Here is a 13,624-nt window from a genome sequence, read left to right on the forward strand (position 1 = left end):
AACTGCCGACAGCCCCAGTCCATTTTTGGCTCGAATAGGTTCGTTACCCTACTTTTGCCCATGGCAACAAAAAAATCTCCCCTTACCAAGTCTGTCGATAAGTTTTTTGGCGAAGGCCTCACCTTCGACGATGTACTATTGGTGCCGGCCTACAGCCAGGTACTGCCCCGTGAAGTGGACATCAAAACCCGCCTCACCAAAAACATTACCCTCAACATTCCCATCATTAGTGCCGCCATGGACACAGTGACCGAATGGCAACTGGCCATTGCGCTGGCCCGGGAGGGTGGCATTGGCATTCTGCACAAAAACATGAGCATTGAGCAGCAGGCCGAGCAGGTTAGAAAGGTGAAACGCAGCGAAAGCGGCTTGATCATCGACCCCGTAACGATGCACGAAGAAGCCACAATTGGCGATGCACTCAAGTTGATGGCCGACAATAAAATTGGCGGCATTCCCATTGTAGACAGCAAGAACAAACTGACGGGCATTCTCACCAACCGCGACCTGCGGTTTGAAGACAACCCCCGCAAAAAAATAAAGCAGGTAATGACCAGCGAAGGCCTCATTACCGCACCAGAAGGCACCGACCTGGTAGGTGCCCGCAAAATTTTGAGCAAGTACAAAGTGGAGAAACTGCCTGTGGTAAAAAAAGACGGCACTCTGGTGGGCCTCATTACCTACCGCGATATTCAGAAAGTGCAGAACTATCCTAATGCAGTGAAAGATGCTTACGGCCGACTGCTGGTAGGCGCTGCACTGGGTATTACCGGCGATATGCTGGAACGTGCCGAAGCCCTCATGAAAATAGGTGTGGATGTGGTAACACTCGACAGTGCCCACGGCCACAGCAAGGGCGTGATTGATGCGCTGAAAACACTCAAGAAGAATTTTAAAAACCTGCAGGTAATAGCCGGCAACGTAGGTACCGCAGCAGGTGCCAAAGCATTGGCCGATGCCGGTGCCGATTGTGTGAAAGTGGGCATTGGCCCCGGTAGCATTTGTACCACCCGCATTGTAGCCGGTGCAGGTGTACCACAAATAACCGCCGTAATGGAAGCCAGCGCAGCCCTCAAAGCCAAGGGTGTTCCTGTAATTGCAGATGGTGGTATCCGCTACACCGGCGATTTGGTAAAAGCATTGGTAGCCGGTGCCAGCACCGTGATGATGGGTGGCGTATTTGCCGGTACTGAAGAGAGCCCCGGCGATACCATCATTTACGAAGGCCGTAAGTTTAAGCAGTATCGCGGCATGGGCAGCATTGGTGCCATGCAAAAAGGCAGCGGCGACCGCTATTTTCAGGATGTGGAAGACGGCATTAAAAAACTGGTACCCGAAGGCATTGAAGGCCGCGTAGCCTACAAAGGCCACCTGAGCGAAGTAATACACCAATACACCGGTGGCTTGCGGGCAGGCATGGGCTACTGTGGTGCTGCAGATATCAACACCTTGCAGGAGAAAGCGCAGTTTGTACGCATTACCAGCGCCGGCATAAAAGAAAGCCATGCCCACGATATTGAAATTACCCGTGAGGCACCCAACTATAGCCGCTAAGGTTTCAATACATCATAACGCTAATGCATTGCTGCAACAACCAATGGTTGTTGCAGTTTTTTTATGGGCCAATACGGCGTTAAAAACGGTTGTATTGGTGCTGGCTGCTGTGCCGAATTAAGTAGTATTTACTTAAAAAATAGCTGATACAAGTTTTTGTTTGTTCATTCGCAATCCATCAGTTTTGTTCTAATCAAACTATTGAGCCCGTTATGAAAATATTATTGGTTTCGGCTACGCAATTGGAGATTCAGGATTATGTGTTGAGTGCGCCACACCACGACATCCTTATTACCGGAGTGGGCCTGCATGCAGCCACGTACGAACTATCTGAGCAACTGCATGGACATCGCTATGATTTGGTGATACAGGCGGGAGTGGCAGGTGCATTTGAAGGCAGCGGCCTCAAGATGGGCGATGTAGTAGCGGTGAAGCAAGATGCTTTTGGTGATGCCGGCAGCTACGAAGCCAATCAGTTTCATTCGCTGCAGCAGCTGGGCCTGAGTACCGAAAAGGAATGGCTGGTCAATCCGCACAACATCATCAATAAACTGCAAATGCCGCATGTAAAATCTATTACCATCAACACAGTAACAGACTACACCCCTTACGTGCAAGCATTGCAGCAAAAATGGCAAGCCGATATTGAAAGCATGGAAGGCGCTGCCCTGCATTATGTATGCAGTAAAAAGAACGTGCCCTTTGTGCAGCTGCGGGCCATCAGCAACTATGTAGGCGAAAGAGACAAAACCAAATGGATGCTGGCCACGGCCATTGCCAACCTCAATGCTGCCGTAAAAGCACTGATAGATTCGCTGTAATTTTTTTTGACAATACATTGACGACCGTTCCCATCTTCGCAACTGCGATTGAACGGAACGGTCGTTTCTTTGCCCATATTTCTCTGGCATGAAACTGACACTTGGTTTTTCTCCCTGTCCCAACGACACCTTCATTTTTGATGCACTGGTCAACAACAAAATTGACAGCAGCGATCTGGAATTTGAAGTAGTGCTGGAAGACGTACAAACGCTGAACCAATGGGCGAAAGCAGGCAAGCTCGACATCAGCAAAATCAGCTACGGCGTTACACCAAAAATTACGGACACTTATGTAGTGCTGAATAGTGGCGGCGCATTGGGCAAAGGCGTAGGACCATTGCTAATTTCGAAGAACGAAGTACGAGGTACGAAGGATGAATACAATTGGCAGGAAATACAAGCGTTGGTGAATGCATCCACCATTGCTGTACCCGGCGAAGACACTACTGCGCATTTCTTGTTTTCGCAGGCTTTTCCAAATGCAAAGAACAAGGTGTTCATGCGCTTCGATGAAATAGAAAATTGGGTGTTGAATAATGGAAGTGATTTAAAAGCTTCAGCCGATTCACAAAGCCCGCCCTTTAGGGAGGGTTTGGGAGGGTTTGATATGGGTGTCATCATTCACGAAAACAGATTTACGTACCAGGAAAAAGGCTTGCACAAAATCATCGACCTCGGCGATTATTGGGAGCAAACCACGGGCAATCCTATTCCACTGGGTGGCATTGTGATGAAAAGAAGTTTTGATGCAGCCCTCATTCAACGTGTAGATGCATTGATACACGAAAGCCTGCAGTATGCATTTGCCCACTACCCTGCTGTAACTGACTATGTACGTTGTCATGCACAGGAAATGAGTGAGGATGTAATGCGTCAACACATCAATTTGTATGTGAATGATTACTCACTTAACCTGGGCGATGCAGGTAAGGCAGCGGTATTACAAATGATGGAAACCTTGGGTAAGAAAGCTTATCCACCACAAACGGTTTTTGCGCAGCCCTGAGTTTTGCTTCGCGTTGATGGTTGTACATTTGCAACGCATTATTTCTACAACATTGCCCGCCATTACACCACCATACAATTCGTAGAATGGAAGCCAATGTAGCCAGTCCTTTATCGCCACGAAGCCACTGCATTGCTGTGGCTGTATTTTTTTTCACCGCAGGATTTACGTTTGCCAGTTGGGCCAGCCGCATACCACAAGTGCAGGCAAAGCTGCAACTGAACGAAGCCCAACTGGGTAGCGTGTTGCTGGCATTGCCGTTTGGTTTGTTGGTGAGCTCCTTCATTTCGGGTGCCATGGTTACCAAATTTGGCAGCCGCAATGTGCTGCGCATAGCCGCGTTTGCGTACCCTACTATTTTATTGTCTATTGGTTTTACGGAAGCAATATGGCAATTGGTGGTTGCCTTGTTTTTCTTTGGCTTGTCGGGCAATATGATGAATGTATCGGTAAACACACAAGCCGTGGTCGTTGAAAAATTGTATGGCCGCACCATCATGGCCTCCTTTCATGGCATTTGGAGTTTGGCCGGTTTTAGCGGTGCCGCAGTAGGTGCATTGCTCATGGGATTGCAGCTGCTTACCTGGCAACACTTCGCCATTATTGCCGCCACAGTGTACACACTCACGTTCATTTTTTTATCGAGAACCATTCCTACTACTGCTGCAAAAAAATCGCAATCTGCATTTGCATTGCCCAACAAACAAATTCTCAAACTCGGTGCCATTGCATTTGCCTGTTTGCTTTGCGAAGGCGCCATGTTCGACTGGAGTGGTGTGTATTTCAAAAAGGCCGTGCAAGTACCTGCTTCTTTAACGGGCTTGGGTTATGCAGCATTTATGGGATGCATGGCCACCGGCAGATTTATGGCCGATAAAGTGGTGATGCGGGTTGGCTCCCGTCTTATGCTGCGGGGTGCCGGTTGTTTAATTGCCACCGGCTTAATGACAGCCGTATTGTTTCCCACCATAGTAGCAGCCACCATTGGATTTATGCTGGTGGGTTTTGGTGTAAGCAGCGTGGTGCCACTGGTGTACAGCCAGGCAGGTCGTAGTACTACTTTACAACCCGGACAAGCCTTGGCCATGGTCTCTACATTTGGCTATGCCGGCTTTTTATCGGGCCCGCCCATTATTGGTTTTGTAGCCGAAGCCACCAACCTGCGCTGGAGCTTTGCCATGGTCGCATTGGTAGGACTGAGCACCAGTATTTTGGCGGGTGCATTGCCGAAGAAAAAGTAGCTGCCATTTCATCGTACCAAAAAGTAAATACGTATGGCCTCTTTCATTTCCACTGGTTTGCCTGCAATAGAGCCGGGCTTCCATGCAGGCATTTTTTGAAAAGCATTGACTACCCTTTGAGCCAGTCTTTCATGCTTGTACCCTTCTGCTTTTATCGCTACAATTTTTCCTGAAGTACCCACGGTGAAGGTGATTCTAACAGTATCTGTGATGTCATTTTTGTACGCCCACTTTGGGTACTTTATTGCATTGTGTAAATACTGATGGATAGCACTAATACCACCGGGAAATTCCGGATAGGTTTCATCACAGTTGGGTATAATCAAGTCTTCTTTATACTCAAACTGTGCAAGTAATTTATTACAAGAGAGAAGTAATAGTACTATGAAGTATTTACTGATTTGCATTGTCATCATTTGCTATGATGACAATGATGATTCATTTGCACAATGTGCAGTTGAAAGTTTCTGCAAAAAGATGCACTTAACTTATCGTCAAGTCATCTACAGCTTCCTTTACCCCAACGCTTGCTTGTACACTTCCAGCACCCGTTTGCGGGCCATTTCATGATTCACAATGGGCGGCACATACTTCGTCAGGCTTTCAAATTCGGGTACCCATTTGCGAACGTATTTCAATTGCGGGTCAAACTTTTGTGTTTGCAGGCTGGGGTTAAACACCCGGAAATAAGGCGCTGCATCGCAGCCGCTGCTGGCAGCCCATTGCCAGCCACCGTTGTTGGCCGCCAAGTCAAAGTCGAGTAGTTTTTGTGCAAAATAAGCTTCGCCCCAGCGCCAGTCGATGAGCAAATGTTTGGTGAGGAAAGAAGCCACAATCATACGAACACGGTTGTGCATAAATCCAGTCTCGTTGAGTTCCCGCATGCCGGCATCTACAATGGGATAGCCGGTATTGCCTTCGCACCACGCTTTAAATTCCGCTTCATTATTCCGCCACTGAATCAAATCGTATTGCGGTTTAAATGCTTGTCCTTTGCCCACCTGTGGAAAATGCCAGAGTATCATGTGGTAAAAATCCCGCCAGATGAGTTCGTTCAAAAATCCTTCGCTGAGTGGCTGCGCATAAGCAGCCAGTTTGCGCATGCTGAGCGTACCAAAACGCAGGTGTACACCCAGTCGAGATGTGCCTTCAATCGCCGGAATATCCCGCTGGTCTTTGTATTTTTTTATCAGTTCCGCTTTCAGCAACCGTGCAGGAAAAGGTTTGTCTACCTGCTGAAAACCCATGCTCTCCAAACTGGGAATTGGTTTTACATCCTGTTGTAAAAACGCTGCGAAATACTTTTCTGTAGGATAGGCTTTCAGATAAAAAGCATTGAGCTTGGCTTTCCATTTTTTGCTGTAAGGAGTAAACACCGTGTAGGGTTTGCCATCATCTTTCAGCACTTCGCCTTTCTCAAAAATCACCTGGTCTTTGTAGGTATGAAAGCCGATGTTGTTAGCCGCCAGCATTTGTTGCACGGCAGCATCCCGCTCCAATGCGTAGGGTTCATAGTCGTGATTGGTAAACACATTTGCTACCGGATAGTCCTTCAGAATTTGTGGCCACACGGCATCAGCAAAACCATAATACACATGCATTGTGCTGCCCATAGCTTGCAGCTGCTGTTGCATATCCTGCAAAGCCGCATGAATAAATTCTACTCTTCTGTCGGCCTTGTCTTCCAGCTTATCCAAAATATGCCTGTCGAAAATAAACACCGGCACCACCGGCAAGCCGGCCTTGAGTGCATGGTACAAAGCAGCGTTGTCGGTCAGGCGCAAGTCACGGCGAAACCACATGATATTGACAGCAGACATATTGATGCGATTAGGTTGTGTGCAATAAACAAGCACCCCTGCAAATAGTTTATTGCCACAAGGGTTGCAGCAATTGAGCATGTATTTTGGCCGCCCATTTGCTACCGTATGATTGGTTGCCAATGCGCTGCACCCATTTCAAACCGTAAATGGCGTTGGTCAAAAACACTTCGTCGGCAGCCATTAGCCGTTCCTCAGTTATTGTCGATTCAATGGTAGAAAAGCCTTTGCTGGCAAGCTTTTCCAGCAAGTACCTGCGTACGGTACCACTTACCGGGCCTTCGGTTAATGCAGGCGTTACCAATGTGTCGCCTTCCACCAACCAGAGGTTGGCAATGCTGCTATCCGCTACTCGTCCATGCTGATTGAGCACCAACATATCGTTGCAATGCTGTGCTTTTGCAGCTATGGCAGCCATGGCATAGAGCAGGTAATTGTTGCTTTTAATGTTGGCCAAAGTATCGCAGGCTTTGTGGCCGTCCCGGTAAATGTCGAGCACCAAACCGTTGCTGTTGAGCTGATTGTTTTCTTCATTCAATGGCCAGGATTGAATGAGCAGATTGGGGCGCATGTTCGATGGATCGTACAAGCCGCTATCGCCCCGAAAAACCGTTACCCGAATGCGGGCCAAAGTTTGATGCTGGTTTTTTGCTGCCAGTTCTTCTATGCGCTGTATGATATACGTTGGTGTAAAATAGGATGGGCAATCGAAATACAATTGCGCCAAGGATGCAAACAAACGCCCGGTGTGGTACTGCGGCTGCAACACTTTACCATGCATGAGTTTGATGGTTTCAAAACAACCATCGCCATACCGAAAGGAGCGGTTATTGACAGATACCGTTGCCTTTTGCTCGTTGATAAAATGTCCGTTGAGATAGACTAACATAATGGAGGTTGTACTTGCTTGTGTAGACTGCAAAGTACAACTGTATCAGTAATCTAACGGGTAGGGAAAAAAGCTGCATTAAAGGTTCATGACCGGGATATCACCTTCTACTACGAGGCGGCCTTCAGTTTTGGCTTGTACTTCTGCTACGGTTACACCCGGCGCCAATTCCCGCAGCTCAAATCCACGTTCCGTTACATCAAACAATCCCAGCTCCGTTACAATTTTTTTGACACAACCTACACCAGTAATGGGCAAGGAACACTGCTTGAGCAGTTTGCTTTCACCTGCTTTGTTTACGTGTTGCATGGCCACAATGATGTTTTTGGCACTGGCTACCAAATCCATCGCCCCCCCCATGCCCTTCACCATTTTACCGGGTATTTTCCAGTTGGCAATATCACCGTTGTCGGCTACTTCCATGGCACCTAGTACGGTGAGGTCTACTTTGCCGGCACGAATCATTCCAAAGCTCATAGCACTGTCGAAAAAAACAGAGCCCGGTACGGTGGTAATGGTTTGCTTGCCTGCATTAATCAGGTCGGGGTCTTCCTCTCCTTCAAATGGGAATGGGCCCATGCCCAGCAATCCGTTTTCACTTTGCAGCACAACGTTTACGCCTGCTGGAATATAGTTAGCCACCAATGTGGGAATGCCTATACCTAAGTTTACGTACATCCCATCACGCAGTTCCTGCGCAATACGCTTCGCTATTTGATTTTTATCAAGCATGATTCAATGTGCTAATGTGCTGATTTGAAAATGTGCCAATGGAAGAGCAAGCATGATAATCTGATTCACTCAAAACAGGTTGCATAACTGTAAATGAGTTATTCAGCATTCCGTTTACGAACAGTGCGTTGTTCGATGCGCTTTTCGTAATTAACCCCTTGGAAAATGCGGTGCACATAAATACCGGGTGTATGAATGAAGTTGGGATCAAGTTCGCCAGCGGGCACCAGTTCTTCTACTTCTGCAATCGTAATTTTTCCCGCCATCGCCATCATGGGGTTGAAGTTGCGGGCCGTGTCTTTGTAAATGAGGTTGCCCTGTGTATCACCTTTCCATGCTTTTACAATGGCGAAGTCTGCTTCGAAAGCGTACTCCATCAGGTAGTCTTTTTCTTCACCGTTAAACTCAAATCGACGCACTTCTTTTCCTTGTGCCACTTCAGTACCAACACCAGCCGGTGTAAAGATGGCTGGCATACCATAGCCAGCCGCCAAACAGCGGGTAGCCAATGTTCCCTGCGGAATCAATTCTACTTCCAATTCGCCACTGAGCAGTTGGCGTTCGAATTCAGCATTCTCACCTACATAAGAGGAAATCATTTTTTTTACCTGACGCTGTTGCAGCATCAGGCCGATACCGAAATCATCTACACCAGCGTTGTTGGAAATACAGGTGAGGCCGGTTACTTTTTTTGCCACCAGTGCAGCAATACTATTCTCGGGAATGCCACACAAACCAAAACCGCCCAGCATAAGGGTGGCACCATCTTGAATGTCGGCTACAGCAGCAGCCGCATCGGTATATACTTTATTCATTGGCAGATCGTCTTTTCTTTTGAGGCGGAGGGGCAGGAGCTGCTGTATCAGTGGTGGTTTCTGCAGGAGCAAACAATAACTCTCGCTGCTTGCTGCCGTAAGTATTCACCGAGTCCATCAAAACTCTGTACCGCATCGGATCGTTGCGGTAAATGTCCAATGTATAAAAGAAATCGTCGGCAGAAACTTTGTGAAGGGCAAATATTTTTGCATAAACTGCCTTGGTCGCACTGTCAGCGTTTCGGGCAGAATCTCTTACAAGATAGTAGGTGTGAAAAGCTTCCGCCTTGGAAAGATCCCACATCAACACTTTCATTTTTTGGCTATCCAATTCTGTGTGTGCCCCGGCATTGCATGCGGCCAAAATAATCGTTGCAAAAGCAAATATGAACCAAGTATTGCGGCGTATCATTTCAGCTGATCTCTGTATTTTTTGGCGTTAGTTACATCTACTTTTTCCAACATTGCTACGGCTCTTTGCCGCTGATCGGGTGGCGCTTTTTTCAGTATTTCTATTATTTCATCGCTTTTGCTTTGCATAAAAAACTGCAATACCATAGTGTTTTGGTTGCTGGTATTGTAAGTATGCAACAGGTTTATCACGTTCATCATTTCATCTCTGGCACGGCGTTCGTCATCGTAAAAATAATCGAGGCTGTTTCTGTAATATTGATAGATAGCATCATGCATCAGCGTGTATCGTTCGTTCATTAAATTTTCGGCCAACCAGTATCGATTACGCAAACCATCAAACTGCGACCAACCATAGATTGAATTTCCTGAAGGCGCATTATTGACAATGAACAACGCTTTTTTAAAATAGGGCATGCCGCCTTTTATACTAAAGCTGTTGTAATCAACACCCAAAATCATATTAACGTAGTAAGCGAAAATAGCGGGCAAATTCACGGCCAATGGGTCGGAGCCGGATAGCCGGTTTTCATTGAACTCAACAGGCTGAAATTCTACATAGCGGAAACGAATGTCGTTGTCTTGCCAGTTGATAAGTGGCGATTGATAACTGCTGTTGAATACCGGACGGGCCGCCTGAATGATGAGTGATGCAGTATATACGTTTTGCTCCACCATTTTATCAAGGTTCAACACGAAGTTGCATTCAATCCGTTCGTTTACTTTAAAATTATCCTCTGTCCATTTACGATTGTTCAGCAGGTTGTTCAGCTGTGTTTGCAGCGTATTAAAAATTCGTTTGTCTACCTGTGTGGTAATGCGGTTAGACAACACCGTTACTTTGGCACTTATTTCTTGTGCCTGTATGGTTTGCCAGCTAATGATCAGCATCAATGCAAACACGATATAGTAAAACGTTTTATGCTTTTTCATGGATTCGTTTAGCAATCAGAGAAACGATTTCTTTGGCCAAATCTTGTTTGGACATAAGCGGAAAAGATTGAGACAAGCCGCCCGGCTCAAAAATAGTGACTTTGTTGTTGGCGCTACCGAACGTAGCACCTTCGTCTTGCAGTGAATTCATTACAATCATGTCGGCATTTTTGCGCTGCAGCTTTTCAATAGCATTTGCGGCTTCGTTATTGGTTTCAAGTGCAAAGCCTACCAACAATTGATTGGCGCTTTTATTCATTCCACAATGCTGTAAAATGTCTGGGTTTTTTACCAGCGACAATCCCAACTCGTGGGCTTGCTTCTTAATTTTTTGATCAGCAACTGTGGCGGGACGGTAGTCGGCCACTGCTGCGGCCATTACCCCAATTTGCGTGTGAGGAAATACGTTTGCCACAGCATCAAACATTTGCTGTGCAGTTGTCACCAATATGGTATTTACAGCACTGTTTGCCCGAAGGTGCGTTGGCCCCAATACCAGCGTGGTTTGTGCACCAGCGGCCTGCAATGCATTCGCAATTTCAATGCCCATTAACCCGCTGGAGTGATTGCCAATGAACCTGACAGGATCAATAGGCTCATGAGTGGGGCCGGCGGTTACAATGGCCGAGCGCCCCACCAATGGTTTTGAACCCGAAACCATTTGCACAATATGGGCCAATATAATTTCCGGCTCCAACATTCGTCCTTCACCTGTAAGTCCGCTGCCCAATTCGCCATGTGCAACAGGAAGCACAATATGACCGTCGCTGCGCAGTGTGGCCATGTTGCGATTAGTGGCAGCATGTAGCCACATGTCTTCATCCATAGCTGGCGCAATCATTACGGGGCACGTAGCACTCAGCAGCACGGCCATCAACAAATTATCACACAAGCCAGTAGCAAGTTTGGAAATGGTATTACATGTAGCGGGAGCTACAACAATAATATCTGCCCATCTGCCCAGCATTACATGGTTTGCCCACTGTGCATCGTCTTTCACCCATTCTATTGCTACCGGGTGCTTGCTGAGCGTAGCTAAAACCAAGGGCGATACAAATGACGCAGCTGATGGAGTCATCACAACTTGTACAGTGGCGCCTTCCTTTAACAAGAGCCGGAGTAGTAAAATGCTTTTGTAAGCAGCAATGCCCCCCGTTATGCCCAACAATATTTTTTTTCCCGACAAGATGCCATTCATACATGAAAGGTATTGAAACAAAAAACGATAGCCTTGGTGCTATCGCTTTTTAAAGGAATATTTTAGGTTGGCATAAACCAACGAAAATTATTAGCTGAACAAATCCTGATCGTTGCGGCGATGGTAGATTTTATCTTCCAGAAACTCCTGAGATGCCAACAGTGCTGGGTTTGGCATTCTTTCATATGCCCGTGAAATTTCAATCTGCTCCTTATTCTCATGAATTTCTTCCAGGCTATCGGTATGGCTGGCAAACTCTTCCAATTTATTGTGCAATTCTTCTCTCAAAGAAATGTTGATTTGGTTGGCACGTTTTGCAATAATCGCAATTGATTCATACAAGTTGCCGGTTTTACCCTTTATCTCCAGCAGGTTTTTGGTTTCTACAGAACTGCCTGTATTAACGCTTAGTTGACGCCTGAGTTTGCTCATCTTTTATGGATTTAATGATGTTTTGTGATTGTGTTTTATAACGAACAACTTCCTCGCCTAATTTACTATCCGGAAAACGGTCGGTAAAATCTGCGCATTCGTTGAGTACGGTTTCAAATCTTTCTTCCTGCTTGTTGGTATAGCTGTTTTCAGCATACTTAAACCAGCTACGTATCACCATGAGTTTGTATTTGTCGGCCTCATCTGAATCGGGATAGGTATTCAACAACTCAGTAAAGGCTGTAGCCGATGCCCTGAAATATCCCAACTGATAATACAATTCTGCACTCTTAAAATCTTTTATTTCCAGCTTACGACGCAGTTCTTCAATCATTTGCAATGCCTCTTTTGCCTTTGGAGAACTGCTGTGCGTATTGGCAAAAGTTTGCAAATGTGTGATGGCCTTCATGGTAGTCGTTTGGTCGAGCTCCGGTTTAGGCGATTGCTTGTAGTAGCAAAAGGCCCGCATGAACTCGGCCTCTTCGGCACGGCTGCTATTGGGAAAATTTTCAAAGAATCCCTTGAATAAATTCTCTGCGTTCAGGTAATCTTTTTGGTTGTAATGGCAGTAGGCCCATTTGTAATACGTGTTTTCGTATTCTGCAGACCCTTTTATAACAGGCATTACATCTTCATAAATAAGTTGGGCCTGAGTATATTTTTTAGCATCATAGTACTCATTCGCTTTGGCCAACTTCATATTATAATCGCTGCTTTTCAAAATCTTGCCCACATCTGAGCAAGAAACAAGTACCACAGCCGACAGAAAAAGACTTACTAAAAAACGCATAAGGATGGCAAAAGTAGGTAAAAAGCGAAAATGCACATAATCTGGAAAAAAAGAAGTCGGTCGGATGTAAATGTATCACAAAAAAGCCCCTCCAAAAAGGAGGGGCTCTATAGCAAAAAGTTTCAATGAATTACTTGCTCTTGCGGTATTGTGGGTGTGGTGCAGGTACCATGTTTGGACCTTCTTCGCCACTGCAATCTTGCAGATCTACAGTATTGGCGTCACCTTCTTCACCATACTTGAATACGAAGCGGTCGCGGCTGATACCCTGCTTTTCAACCAGATAGTTGATTACAGCATTGGTACGATCCCAGCTCAACTGCTGTTCACGCTTGCTGGCGCCACCGTGGCCTACCACACAAATCTTACAGTTAGGGTTAGCCTTGATAGTTGCAGCAGCTGCATCGAGGATAGCAGTACCGGCAGCATTGAGGCTTACAGCGCTACCACCAAACTGTACGCTGGGGAGGCTTCCGATATTACAAGCGGGAGGAGGAGGAACGATGTTTTTGCAGCACTCAGGATCTGGGCACTTACCAACACCATCAGCATCAACAGGCTGGCAAGTAGTTGGGGTAATCAGTTCTTTATCGCGGCAATCAGGAACACCGTCGCCATCTGTATCGCGGCTCTTGCCTTTTGTATCTACAGGGCAACCGGCAGGAGTATTTGGTTCTACGTCGAACTGGTCAGCAACACCATCGTTGTCAGAGTCATCCAAAACGGGTTTTGGAAACTTCATAATGCTTGGATTGCTGATTTCGCTATATGGGTAAGCCAATGGGTTGTACCACCAGAGGGGGGCAACACGCTTATCAGTAGAACCAGTTTGCTTTTTGTAAGCAGCTTTGTCAGCGGTTTGGCCAAAAGCAGTAGCACCGAGGCTAAGCATGATGGCGGCTACCAGAAAATATTTCATGTTTTTCATAGTCGATATTAGTTTGATGGGTGAGCGAATGCCTCCAATGTTTTACTTCAAAAA

At 46.4% G+C, this 13,624-nt stretch carries 15 protein-coding genes; 4 read left to right on the forward strand and 11 right to left on the reverse strand.

The window, feature by feature from the left end:
* Positions 1-60 precede the first annotated feature (60 nt).
* From guaB to V7Q13_RS04750, 4 genes are all read left to right on the forward strand, one after another.
* Entirely contained in the window at positions 61-1,554 is a 1,494-nt protein-coding gene (gene guaB / locus V7Q13_RS04735; protein ID WP_157479628.1) for an IMP dehydrogenase, read from the forward strand.
* Between the two features lie 212 nt (positions 1,555-1,766).
* Entirely contained in the window at positions 1,767-2,375 is a 609-nt protein-coding gene (gene mqnB, locus V7Q13_RS04740; RefSeq protein WP_333799530.1) for a futalosine hydrolase, read from the forward strand.
* Positions 2,376-2,463: 88 nt separating this feature from the next.
* The gene (locus V7Q13_RS04745) at positions 2,464-3,381 is read left to right on the forward strand and encodes a 1,4-dihydroxy-6-naphthoate synthase (RefSeq protein ID WP_333799531.1); all 918 of its coding nucleotides are present in this window, start codon (positions 2,464-2,466) and stop codon (positions 3,379-3,381) included.
* Positions 3,382-3,467: 86 nt separating this feature from the next.
* Positions 3,468-4,622, forward strand: coding sequence for an MFS transporter (locus V7Q13_RS04750; protein ID WP_333799532.1), 1,155 nt, complete (start codon positions 3,468-3,470; stop codon positions 4,620-4,622).
* A gap of 8 nt (positions 4,623-4,630) precedes the next feature.
* Here the strand turns inward: V7Q13_RS04750 and V7Q13_RS04755 are convergent, their stop codons facing one another.
* The 11 genes from V7Q13_RS04755 to V7Q13_RS04805 form a co-directional block, all read right to left on the reverse strand.
* Entirely contained in the window at positions 4,631-5,029 is a 399-nt protein-coding gene (locus tag V7Q13_RS04755; RefSeq protein ID WP_333799533.1) for an energy transducer TonB, read from the reverse strand.
* 108 nt (positions 5,030-5,137) lie between these two features.
* Positions 5,138-6,442 (reverse strand): cryptochrome/photolyase family protein, encoded by a 1,305-nt coding sequence (locus tag V7Q13_RS04760; protein WP_333799534.1) that lies wholly within the window; start codon positions 6,440-6,442, stop codon positions 5,138-5,140.
* 49 nt (positions 6,443-6,491) lie between these two features.
* Positions 6,492-7,331: an aminotransferase class IV gene (locus tag V7Q13_RS04765; protein WP_333799535.1), complete on the reverse strand. Its 840-nt coding sequence runs from the start codon at positions 7,329-7,331 to the stop codon at positions 6,492-6,494.
* Positions 7,332-7,409: 78 nt separating this feature from the next.
* Positions 7,410-8,063: a CoA transferase subunit B gene (locus V7Q13_RS04770; RefSeq protein ID WP_333799536.1), complete on the reverse strand. Its 654-nt coding sequence runs from the start codon at positions 8,061-8,063 to the stop codon at positions 7,410-7,412.
* A gap of 98 nt (positions 8,064-8,161) precedes the next feature.
* Positions 8,162-8,878 carry a CoA transferase subunit A gene (locus V7Q13_RS04775; protein WP_333799537.1) on the reverse strand — a complete coding sequence of 239 codons (717 nt, stop codon included), beginning with the start codon at positions 8,876-8,878 and terminating at the stop codon, positions 8,162-8,164.
* Positions 8,871-9,290, reverse strand: a complete 420-nt coding sequence (locus V7Q13_RS04780) for a DUF4296 domain-containing protein (protein ID WP_333799538.1) — start codon at positions 9,288-9,290, stop codon at positions 8,871-8,873. Before V7Q13_RS04780 ends, V7Q13_RS04775 begins: the two co-directional genes overlap by 8 nt.
* Positions 9,287-10,222, reverse strand: coding sequence for a type IX secretion system protein PorD (gene porD / locus V7Q13_RS04785; protein ID WP_333799539.1), 936 nt, complete (start codon positions 10,220-10,222; stop codon positions 9,287-9,289). The genes V7Q13_RS04780 and porD overlap by 4 nt, the downstream gene beginning before the upstream one ends.
* On the reverse strand, positions 10,209-11,420 hold the full coding sequence (gene coaBC, locus V7Q13_RS04790; RefSeq protein WP_333799540.1) for a bifunctional phosphopantothenoylcysteine decarboxylase/phosphopantothenate--cysteine ligase CoaBC: 1,212 nt from the start codon (positions 11,418-11,420) through the stop codon (positions 10,209-10,211). The genes porD and coaBC overlap by 14 nt, the downstream gene beginning before the upstream one ends.
* A gap of 90 nt (positions 11,421-11,510) precedes the next feature.
* A complete protein-coding gene (locus tag V7Q13_RS04795) occupies positions 11,511-11,852 on the reverse strand; it encodes a DNA-directed RNA polymerase subunit omega (protein ID WP_333799541.1) in 342 nt (113 codons plus the stop codon).
* Positions 11,821-12,642 (reverse strand): outer membrane protein assembly factor BamD, encoded by an 822-nt coding sequence (locus V7Q13_RS04800; RefSeq protein ID WP_333799542.1) that lies wholly within the window; start codon positions 12,640-12,642, stop codon positions 11,821-11,823. Before V7Q13_RS04800 ends, V7Q13_RS04795 begins: the two co-directional genes overlap by 32 nt.
* A gap of 130 nt (positions 12,643-12,772) precedes the next feature.
* Complete coding sequence (locus V7Q13_RS04805) at positions 12,773-13,561, reverse strand: OmpA family protein (RefSeq protein ID WP_333799543.1); 789 nt, start codon at positions 13,559-13,561, stop codon at positions 12,773-12,775.
* Positions 13,562-13,624: the final 63 nt, after the last annotated feature.

This window comes from Phnomibacter sp., from assembly GCF_036803085.1.
Taxonomy (GTDB): domain Bacteria; phylum Bacteroidota; class Bacteroidia; order Chitinophagales; family Chitinophagaceae; genus Phnomibacter.

Bases quoted from the DNA above. Each gene is read 5' to 3' on its own strand.
- guaB (WP_157479628.1), top strand. From the start codon at position 61: ATGGCAACAAAAAAATCTCCCCTTACCAAGTCTGTCGATAAGTTTTTT.
- mqnB (WP_333799530.1), top strand. From the start codon at position 1,767: ATGAAAATATTATTGGTTTCGGCTACGCAATTGGAGATTCAGGATTAT.
- V7Q13_RS04745 (WP_333799531.1), top strand. From the start codon at position 2,464: ATGAAACTGACACTTGGTTTTTCTCCCTGTCCCAACGACACCTTCATT.
- V7Q13_RS04750 (WP_333799532.1), top strand. From the start codon at position 3,468: ATGGAAGCCAATGTAGCCAGTCCTTTATCGCCACGAAGCCACTGCATT.
- V7Q13_RS04755 (WP_333799533.1), bottom strand. From the start codon at position 5,029: ATGCAAATCAGTAAATACTTCATAGTACTATTACTTCTCTCTTGTAAT.
- V7Q13_RS04760 (WP_333799534.1), bottom strand. From the start codon at position 6,442: ATGTCTGCTGTCAATATCATGTGGTTTCGCCGTGACTTGCGCCTGACC.
- V7Q13_RS04765 (WP_333799535.1), bottom strand. From the start codon at position 7,331: ATGTTAGTCTATCTCAACGGACATTTTATCAACGAGCAAAAGGCAACG.
- V7Q13_RS04770 (WP_333799536.1), bottom strand. From the start codon at position 8,063: ATGCTTGATAAAAATCAAATAGCGAAGCGTATTGCGCAGGAACTGCGT.
- V7Q13_RS04775 (WP_333799537.1), bottom strand. From the start codon at position 8,878: ATGAATAAAGTATATACCGATGCGGCTGCTGCTGTAGCCGACATTCAA.
- V7Q13_RS04780 (WP_333799538.1), bottom strand. From the start codon at position 9,290: ATGATACGCCGCAATACTTGGTTCATATTTGCTTTTGCAACGATTATT.
- porD (WP_333799539.1), bottom strand. From the start codon at position 10,222: ATGAAAAAGCATAAAACGTTTTACTATATCGTGTTTGCATTGATGCTG.
- coaBC (WP_333799540.1), bottom strand. From the start codon at position 11,420: ATGAATGGCATCTTGTCGGGAAAAAAAATATTGTTGGGCATAACGGGG.
- V7Q13_RS04795 (WP_333799541.1), bottom strand. From the start codon at position 11,852: ATGAGCAAACTCAGGCGTCAACTAAGCGTTAATACAGGCAGTTCTGTA.
- V7Q13_RS04800 (WP_333799542.1), bottom strand. From the start codon at position 12,642: ATGCGTTTTTTAGTAAGTCTTTTTCTGTCGGCTGTGGTACTTGTTTCT.
- V7Q13_RS04805 (WP_333799543.1), bottom strand. From the start codon at position 13,561: ATGAAATATTTTCTGGTAGCCGCCATCATGCTTAGCCTCGGTGCTACT.